Source organism: Acidimicrobiales bacterium (assembly GCA_035531755.1).
Lineage (GTDB): Bacteria > Actinomycetota > Acidimicrobiia > Acidimicrobiales > UBA8190 > DATKSK01.
The window spans coordinates 96786-105221 of record DATKSK010000049.1; the positions used below are offsets into that span (position 1 = coordinate 96786).

Consider the following 8436-nt stretch of genomic DNA (forward strand, 5'->3'; position numbering starts at 1 on the left):
TGCGCCCCGGGGGGCCGTCGGGACCCGCTGCGTGGGCCGGGAAGGATTCGAACCTTCGTAGGCTGTGCCGGCAGATTTACAGTCTGCTCCCTTTGGCCGCTCGGGCACCGACCCGCGAGGCGAGACCATACCGCGGTCGCCTCGGGGCCGAAGTGGCCCTGATCGGCCGGCACTATCGTGGTCCGCATGCCCACCTTCGACGTCGTCTCAGAGGTCGACATGCAGGAGGTCCGCAACGCCGTCGACCAGGCCAACCGTGAAGCCGGCACCCGGTTCGACTTCAAGGGGACCGACTCCGAGATCGAGCTCGGCGAGAAGGACATGGTGCTGCGCTCTTCGACCGAGGACCGACTGCGGGCACTGCACCAGGTCCTCCAGGAGAAGCTGGTCCGGCGCGAGGTGTCGCTCAAGGCGCTCGAGGACGGCAAGGTCGAGGAGGCCTCCAAGGGGACGGTCCGCCAGCGCATCGCCATCAACGCCGGGATCTCCGCCGACCACGCCAAGCGCATCAACAAGTTCGTGAAGGACCTGAACCTGAAAGGCGTGTCGTCACAGGCGCAGGGCGACCAGCTCCGGGTGTCGGGGAAGAAGCGCGACGACCTCCAGGGCGTCATCAAGGCGCTCAAGGAGCACGACTTCGGGATCCCCCTGCAGTTCCAGAACTTCCGAGACTGACGTCACGGGGCTGGAGCGGGCCGAGTCCGGGGACCGGCCGGCCGTCGGGGAGTCGGTCCGTCAGGTGCCCGCCGTGCCCGGCGCACGCACGGCTGCGCTCAGGGCTCGGCCCCTTCGACCTCCACCGCCGCCTCCACGAACAGCTCCGCCTCGGCCTGCGCCTCGAGCTCGATGACCGGGTGCACCTTGAACAGGCGGTTGAAGACCAGGAACTTCACCACCCACAGGATGGCGAAGGCACCGGTGTTCGCCCCCTCGACGAGCACCGTCCGCCCGAAGTGGTGGAGGTGGTGCACGTCACTGAGGTGCTGGGCCTGGGACGCCGTGAAGATCGACAGCGCCAGCCCGGCGGCGGACATCGTCCAGAACGGGACGACCTCCTTGAGGATGTGCGAGCGCCCGTTCTTCCCCCACGACCAGCTGCGGTTGAGGTAGTAGGCCGGGACGCTGGCCACCAGGTTGGCGAAGACCGTGCTCGGAACCTCCGTCCACAGACGCAGCACGCCGTAGACGAGGCCCAGGATGCTGAACGACACCACGGTCGAGATGACCGACACCATGGCGTAGCGGACGAGCTTCTTCCCCGTCGGAGTGTGGTACAGGCGCCACAGGCGCACCAGGGCGTCGACCATCCGGGCCAATTTAGCCGTAGCAGGCAATTAACGGCCAGGCGGCCCCCGCCCGGCCACCGGTTCCCTTACGGGAGGGCGTTCTCCCTGGCCACGGACCCGAACCACGCCGCGCTGGGCTTGGGACGGCGTTCGAAGGTCACCGGGTCCACCTCCACGAGCCCGAACCGCGGGACGTAGCCGAGCACCCACTCGAAGTTGTCCATGAGGCTCCAGTAGAAGTACCCGCGGACGTCGATGCCGTCGGCCAGGCACAGCTGCACGGCGGCGAGAGCCTCGGTCACGAAGGCCACCCGCTCGGTGTCGGCGTCGGCCGAGATCCCGTTCTCGGTCACCACGACGGGGGTGCCGCCGGTCACCTCCCAGGCGCGCCGCACGGTGGCCTCCACCGCCTGGGGCCAGTACTCGTAGCCCATCTGGGTGACGGGCACGCCCCGCTCGGGGGGAAGGACCCCGTCGGGCCCGACCCGCATCCGGGTGTAGCACTGCACCCCGACGAAGTCGTCACCGGAGGTGGCGTGCAGGTACAGGTCCTCGTTGTCCCGCCGCATCCGGTCACGGCGCTCCTCGCCGCCCGGCACGGCCTGGTAGTCCGTCATCGACAGGGTGAGGCCGACCGGGAAGTCGCCCGGCGCCGAGCGCAGGGCCTCCACCGCACCCCGGTGCGCCCGGCACAACGCCTCGTTGACGAGCCGGCGGCGCCCCGCGTCGCGCACCCCGGGCGGGAACACCTCGTGGAGGTAGCCCATCTCGGCCACGATGTTGGGCTCGTTCAGCGTGCACGCCCAGCCCACGAGGTCACCGAGGTGGGCGCCGGCGCGCTCGCAGAAGCGGGCGAAGCGCTCCGGGGCCTCGGACCACTCCCATCCGCCGCGCGCCGCCAGCCAGCGCGGAATCGTGAAGTGGTTGAAGGTCACGACGGGTGCGATGCCGAGCTCGTGGCAGCTCGCGCAGTGGCGGCGGTAGTGGTCGAGTGCGGCGCGGGACCACTCCCCGTCCTCGGGCTCGATCCGGCTCCACTCGAGCGAGAAGCGGTAGGCGTTCAGGCCCAGCGACGCCACCAACGCGATGTCCTCGGGCCACCGGTGCCACGAGTCGCAGGCATCGCCGCTGGACTCGACGCACGGCGTCCCCTCGGCGTGCTCGAAGGCCCACCAGTCGTTGTTGACGTTGCCGCCCTCGATCTGGTGGGCGGCGGTGGCTGTCCCCCACACGAAGCCCGGGGGGAAGGCGGTCGGCGGCACGGGGGACACCGTAGCTGCGGCGCCTGCCAGGATGTGGGTGTGAGCGACGCGCTGGACTTCCTGGTGAAGCTTCTCGACATCGAGCCCATCGAGGTCAACATCTTCCGCGGGGTGAGCCCCGACGAGCACCGCCAGCGGGTGTTCGGGGGCCAGGTGGCGGCCCAGGCCCTGATGGCGGCCGGGCGCACCGTGGAACGCGGCCGGGCGCACTCGCTCCACGCCTACTTCCTGCGCCCCGGCGATCCGAACGTGCCCATCCTCTACGAGGTCGACCGGATCCGCGACGGGCGCTCGTTCACCACCCGCCGCGTGGTCGCCATCCAGCACGGGCACGCCATCTTCAACCTGGCGGCCTCGTTCCACGTGCAGGAGGAGGGCCCTCTCGTCCACCAGGTGCCCATGCCGGAGGTGCCGGCGCCGGAGACGCTGCCCACGCTGCACGACCGCCTGGAGCCGTTCCGCGACCAGCTCGCCGACTGGTTCGCCCGGCCCCACCCCATCGACCAGCGGCACACGGGCGAGCTGCCCTGGATGCAGCACGAGGCGCACGACCCGGTCCAGCGGGTATGGATCAAGGCCGACGGGACGCTCCCCGACGACCCCCTGCTGCACTCGTGCGTGGCCGCCTACGCCTCGGACATGTCGCTGTTCGACACCATGCTCGCCCCCCACGACGTGCGCTGGGACGACGCCGAGTTCATGGGCGCCAGCCTCGACCACTGCATGTGGTTCCACCGGCCCTTCCGGGCCGACGAGTGGCTCCTCTACGACATGGACAGCCCGAGCGCCTACGGGGCGCGGGGGCTCGCCCGGGGATTCTTCTTCACCGGCGACGGCACCCTCGTGGTCTCCATGGTCCAGGAGGGGCTGATGCGCCTGGTGCCGAAGCCCTCGCCCTGACGGGCGGCGGGCCGCGGAGTTCGGGAGCCTGCGGGCCGGCCGGACGTGACGAGCCGGCGGACGCGACGAGCCGGCGGGTCAGCGCTCGGCGATGGGGGTGTAGCGGCGCGGCGCGGCCCCGATGTAGAGCTGGCGGGGGCGGGCGATCTTGGAGTCCTGGTCGAGCAGCTCCTGCCAGTGCGCCAGCCAGCCGGCGGTGCGGGGGATGGCGAACAGCACCGGGAACATCTCGAGCGGAAAGCCCATGGCCTGGTAGATCAGGCCGGAGTAGAAGTCGACGTTGGGGTAGAGCCGGCGGGAGGTGAAGTACTCGTCGGAGAGGGCGATCTCCTCGAGCTTCAGCGCGATGTCGAGCAGCGGGTTCTTGCCGGTGATCTCGAACACCTCGTCGGCGGTGCGCTTGATGATCTTCGCCCGGGGGTCGTAGTTCTTGTAGACGCGGTGGCCGAAGCCCTGCAGCCGCCCGCCTGCGCCCTGCTTCACCGACTCGATGAAGGCCGGCACGTTCTCGATCGACCCGATCTCGGTGAGCATGCGGATGACCATCTCGTTGGCGCCGCCGTGGCGCGGCCCGTAGAGCGCGGCGCAGGCCGCCGCGCAACACGAGTAGGGGTCGGCGTGCGCCGAGCCGACCACCCGCATGGCCGTGGTGGAGCAGTTCTGCTCGTGGTCGGCGTGGAGGATGAACAGGATGTCGAGCGCCCGTGCCAGGGTCGGGTTGGTGTCGAAGCGGGGCTCGGCGACCTTCCACATCATCGACAGGAAGTTCCCGGCGAAGTCCAGGGAGTTGTCGGGGTAGACGAAGGGCATCCCGACGGAGAAGCGGTGGGCGGCGGCGGCCAGGGTGGGCATCTTGGCGATCAAGCGGATCACCTGGCGCCGGCGCGACTCGGGGTCGAAGATGTTCTTGGCGTCGAGATAGAAGGTCGACAGCGCGGCCACCGCGGACACGAGCATCCCCATGGGGTGGGCGTCGTAGTGGAAGCCCTCCAGGAACCGCTTCCGTACGTTCTCGTGGATGTACGTGTGGTACGTGATCTCGTGGCGCCACCCGTCGAACTCGGCGGCCGTCGGCAGCTCCCCGTGGAGGAGCAGGTACGCCACCTCGAGGTAGTTGGAGCTCTCGGCGAGATCCTCGATGGGATAGCCCCGGTACCGCAGGATCCCGGCGTCGCCGTCCACGAACGACACCGAGCTCTCACAGGCGGCGGTGGCGACGAAGCCCGGGTCGAAGAACCAGATCCCCGGCAGGAGCTTGCCCCACTCGCTCGCCTCCACACCGCCGTTGCGGATGGGGATCTCGAGCTGGTTGCCCGTCCGGTTGTCGATGATGGTGATGCTCTCGGCCACGCGGCTCGGACCCTCCTGTGACGTCCCGCCGCGATCCTATGGCGCGACCGAGGCGCCGGTCACCCCGGCACCCCGGCCGCGAGGGGGGGCAGCCCCCGGGTGGGGCGGCCGGGGAGGGGTGTGCACACGCCGGGGCGGTGCACCCGCGGCGCAGGACGGCCGGCTCGGCTATCCGGTGCCCACCTTGCTCGGCTATCCGGTGCCCACCTTGAGCGTGATGGCCGGTGCCGTGGACCCGGCGAAGTGCGCGTCCCCGGAGTAGGCGGCGCTGATCGCCCGCGTCGAGGAGGCGGGGTAGGACGTCGTGCACGTGGCCGTGCCGGCGTGCAGGGGCTGGGCCGCGCACGCTGGGACGGTCGTGCCGTCGTCCTGGAACGCGACGGTCCCCGACAGCGTCCCGGCGCCCGACAGCGACGTCGTCACCTGCGCGCTGAAGGTGACAGGACGCCCCGGGGAGGCGCGCACCGGCGAGGCCGTGACGACGGTCGCCGTGCTCGCCGCCTGCACCTGCACCGCCACGGTGCCCGACGCGATGGGCCCCGGGCCCGTCGACCGCGGGGACTCGGCCGTGACCTGGAGCGAGTACGAGGAGCCCGGCCGCACGGCGAAGACCGGCAGCGTCAGCGTGGTCGACCCCCCGGCGACGAGGTCGAGGGACCGCTGTCCCGGCACCGGGCTCGACGGCCCTCCCTGGAGCTGGGCCACGCCGCCCACCTCGACACCGTCCTCGTCCACGTTGCCCTGGTCGGCCACGACGACGCGGACGACGAGCGTGGTCGTCGGGGGCAGGACGCCCACCGTGGCGCCCGCCACCGCCGGCGGGTCGGTGACGATGGCGACGATGTCGAGCCGGTGCACGGGCGCGAACGACCGCAGGCCCATGACCCCCGCCACCAGTCGCGCCGACGCCGGCTCGTCGAGGTATCCGGGCCCCGGCAGCCATGACGACGCCGGGAGCACCGCGGACCCCGCGGCGTGCCGCATCCCCCGCCGGCACGCCCCCCACGACGCATCGGCGGACACCAGGGCGGCGCCCGCGGACGTGACGGCGGCCGTGGCCGCGGGCTCGTCGACCCTCCCCAGCCCCGTGCGCCCGCCGAGGACCCCTTCGAGCGCGCTGCGCAACGACGAGGCCGCCGTCGCCCGCAGGCTCAGGGAGTGGAGGCAGTCACGAGCCGACGCCGACGCCGGCTCGGGCGGGGTGATGGCGCCGAGCTGGCGGCGCTCCGCCGCGGTGTCGGACGCCAGCTGGTCGAGCGCGGCGAACAGCGCCACGCGGTCGAGCGTCGTGGCGGTGGCGAACAGGGACCGCATCGACGCCCCCGACGCGTCCGACCGCGCCACGACGGGCCCGGCCAGTGCGGCGTACCCGCGGTTGACCGTGCGCCGGTACGAGCCCGAGGCCGGGCCGATCTGCGCCACGGCGCTCACCAGCAGCACGACGACGACGGTGGCCAGTGCCAAGGGGACCGCCAGGCGAGCCAGCCGCCGCGCCCGCGCCCGGCGCCGCCCGAGCCGACGTCGCTCCCCGACCATCCAGTCGACCCTACTGGCCGCGCCGTCCACCCGACCTGGGGCGCGACCACCGGCCGTCGCCACGGCGGGCGCCGGACGGCGGTGCCGGGCGGCCGCCGGACGGCGGTGCCGGGCGGGCGGGCGGGCGGGCGAACGGGACGGGATGGGATGACGAAACCAGCTGCACCCGCGCCGCTACACTCGCCGCCCGTGCCCGACAGCACCCCCCCGGCACCGCCGTCCGTGCTCGGACGCGCCGACATCCGCAAGAAGAACCTCAAGAGGCTGACCCGGCGCCTTCGCCTCGCCGGCGTCATCACCCTCGCCGTGGTGCTGGTCGTCGTGGCATCCGCCTTCGGCTACTACGAGTACCGCAACCACCAGATCTCGCACGTCACCGTGGGTGGCCTCCAGGCGCAGCCGCCCTCGGGGGTGGAGAACATCGTCCTCGTGGGGTCGACGTCGCGCTGCGCCCTCAAGCAGCAGAACCCGGTGTTCGGCTTGTGCTCGCAGGGCGTCACCGGCGTGAACAGCGACGTGGTCATGATCCTCCACCTCGACCCCGCCAGGAAGACCGCCGCCATCCTGTCGATCCCCCGCGACCTGTTCGTCCCGAACGCGCGCTCCACGGGGGCCAACAAGATCGACGCCGCGCTGGTACAGGGCCCCCAGCAGCTGGTCAAGGCCATCCAGAACGATTTCGGGATCCCGATCCACCACTACGTGGAGCTGAACTTCGACAGCTTCCAGGGTGTCGTCAACGCGCTCGGCGGGATCAACATGTACTTCCCGGAGCCGGTCTACGACGCGTACTCGCAGCTCAACGTGCCGACGGTGGGTTGCCGCCATCTCAACGGGTTCCAGGCACTGGCGGTGGTCCGGGCCCGCCACCTCCAGTACAAGGGGCCGGGCGTGAAGAGCAGCAACCCCCGCACCTGGCCCCAGGACCCCGAGAGCGACCTCAGCCGCATCCGGCGCGACCACGAGTTCCTGCGCGTGCTCGGGGCCGCGGTGTCAAAGCGCGGACTCGGCAACCCGATCACCGACAACAGCCTCCTCGGGGCGGTGGCTCCCCAGCTGCAGGTGGACACGAGCTTCTCGCTCCCCTCGATGTTCGGGCTCGTGCTCGCCTTCCACGCCGTCAACCCGGCCACCGCCCCCCAGCGCACGCTCCCGGTCATCGTGTCGTCGAGCCTGCACTACTACTACGAGGGGTACGACTACGGGAACGTGGAGATGACCAGCCAGCCCGACGACACCCAGGCCATCGACGCCTTCCTCGGGCTGTCGGCGTCGAAGGACACCATGACGGGCAAGCCCCTCCCGGCGCCGGGCTCGTTCACGGTGTCGGTGCTCAACGGCACGGGTCGATCGGGGCAGGCCGGGCAGACGGCGTCGGCGCTGCAGGCGCTCGGGTTCAGCGTGATCGGGGCGGGCGACGCCCCGACGAGCAGCTCGGTCTCCGAGACGATCGTCTTCTACTCCTCGCCGAGCCACCTCGCCGCCGCCGAGCGCGTCCTGCACTCGCTGTCCGGCGCGGCCACCCTGGGACAGGGGCCGACGGCGAACGGCGCCGACGTCACGGTGGTGACCGGCTCGGACTTCTCGGTGAACGCTCCGACGTCCCCCTCGGTGGGCGGGACGTCGGGGACCTCGTCCTCGTCCTCCGCCGCGAGCTCGTCCTCGGGCACGTCGACGGGCTCGCTGGCGGCGCCCACCCCGCCGACCCAACCGCTGGCCCCGTTCGACCCCCGCTCCTGCACCGCGTCGGGCGGCGAGGGCGCCTGACCGGCGGTCAGGCCCCGGTCAACCCACCCCTCGGGCCGAGTCAGACCGGTCGATCAGCCCGGTGCCGTTCAGCCCGGCGTCAGCCCGACCGACGTCGTCAGCCGGCTGGCCGTCTTGCGCCACTGCACCGTGGGGGCGATGGCGGCGGGGTCGACCCGGCCCCGGTGCCGGTCGACGACTGCCAGCAGCGAGCGGATGGTGGCCGGCTCGAGCAGGTGGGGCACGAGCCCCAGGTCGAGGAGCTTGGTGTGGGCGGCGCGGTAGTAGTGCTCCTCCTTCTCCACCCGGGGGTCCTCCACGTGCTCGATGCGCACCTCGCCGGGGTAGGCCTCGGC

Annotated in this window: 8 protein-coding genes and 1 tRNA gene; 3 read left to right on the forward strand and 6 right to left on the reverse strand. The window is 71.8% G+C overall.

Features of this window, described 5'->3' with window-relative positions; translation table 11 throughout:
- Positions 1-32 precede the first annotated feature (32 nt).
- A tRNA-Tyr gene (locus tag VMV22_10525) sits at positions 33-114 on the reverse strand.
- Between the two features lie 72 nt (positions 115-186).
- Here VMV22_10525 and VMV22_10530 point away from each other — a divergent pair.
- Positions 187-675, forward strand: a complete 489-nt coding sequence (locus VMV22_10530; protein ID HUY22757.1) for a YajQ family cyclic di-GMP-binding protein — start codon at positions 187-189, stop codon at positions 673-675.
- 98 nt (positions 676-773) lie between these two features.
- Here VMV22_10530 and VMV22_10535 read toward each other — a convergent pair whose 3' ends face one another.
- The gene (locus VMV22_10535) at positions 774-1307 is read right to left on the reverse strand and encodes a GtrA family protein (GenBank protein ID HUY22758.1); all 534 of its coding nucleotides are present in this window, start codon (positions 1305-1307) and stop codon (positions 774-776) included.
- 65 nt (positions 1308-1372) lie between these two features.
- Positions 1373-2548: a family 1 glycosylhydrolase gene (locus VMV22_10540; GenBank protein ID HUY22759.1), complete on the reverse strand. Its 1176-nt coding sequence runs from the start codon at positions 2546-2548 to the stop codon at positions 1373-1375.
- Between the two features lie 39 nt (positions 2549-2587).
- Between VMV22_10540 and VMV22_10545 the strand changes: the two genes are divergently transcribed.
- Complete coding sequence (locus VMV22_10545) at positions 2588-3448, forward strand: acyl-CoA thioesterase II (protein ID HUY22760.1); 861 nt, start codon at positions 2588-2590, stop codon at positions 3446-3448.
- 78 nt (positions 3449-3526) lie between these two features.
- Here VMV22_10545 and VMV22_10550 read toward each other — a convergent pair whose 3' ends face one another.
- Both VMV22_10550 and VMV22_10555 read right to left on the reverse strand, forming a co-directional pair.
- Positions 3527-4798, reverse strand: coding sequence for a citrate synthase (locus tag VMV22_10550; protein ID HUY22761.1), 1272 nt, complete (start codon positions 4796-4798; stop codon positions 3527-3529).
- Positions 4799-4990: 192 nt separating this feature from the next.
- Positions 4991-6334, reverse strand: coding sequence for an Ig-like domain-containing protein (locus tag VMV22_10555; protein ID HUY22762.1), 1344 nt, complete (start codon positions 6332-6334; stop codon positions 4991-4993).
- A 189-nt stretch (positions 6335-6523) separates the two neighbouring features.
- On the opposite strand from VMV22_10555, the gene VMV22_10560 reads away from it, so the two are divergent.
- Positions 6524-8101: an LCP family protein gene (locus VMV22_10560; protein HUY22763.1), complete on the forward strand. Its 1578-nt coding sequence runs from the start codon at positions 6524-6526 to the stop codon at positions 8099-8101.
- 68 nt (positions 8102-8169) lie between these two features.
- On the opposite strand, the gene VMV22_10565 is transcribed toward VMV22_10560, so the two are convergent.
- On the reverse strand, positions 8170-8436 hold a 267-nt coding region (locus tag VMV22_10565; protein HUY22764.1), incomplete at its 5' end, for a hypothetical protein.

What these genes read in the sequence shown, in the direction of transcription:
- VMV22_10530 (HUY22757.1), top strand. Translation starts at nt 187, where the DNA reads ATGCCCACCTTCGACGTCGTCTCAGAGGTCGACATGCAGGAGGTCCGC.
- VMV22_10535 (HUY22758.1), bottom strand. Translation starts at nt 1,307, where the DNA reads ATGGTCGACGCCCTGGTGCGCCTGTGGCGCCTGTACCACACTCCGACG.
- VMV22_10555 (HUY22762.1), bottom strand. Translation starts at nt 6,334, where the DNA reads ATGGTCGGGGAGCGACGTCGGCTCGGGCGGCGCCGGGCGCGGGCGCGG.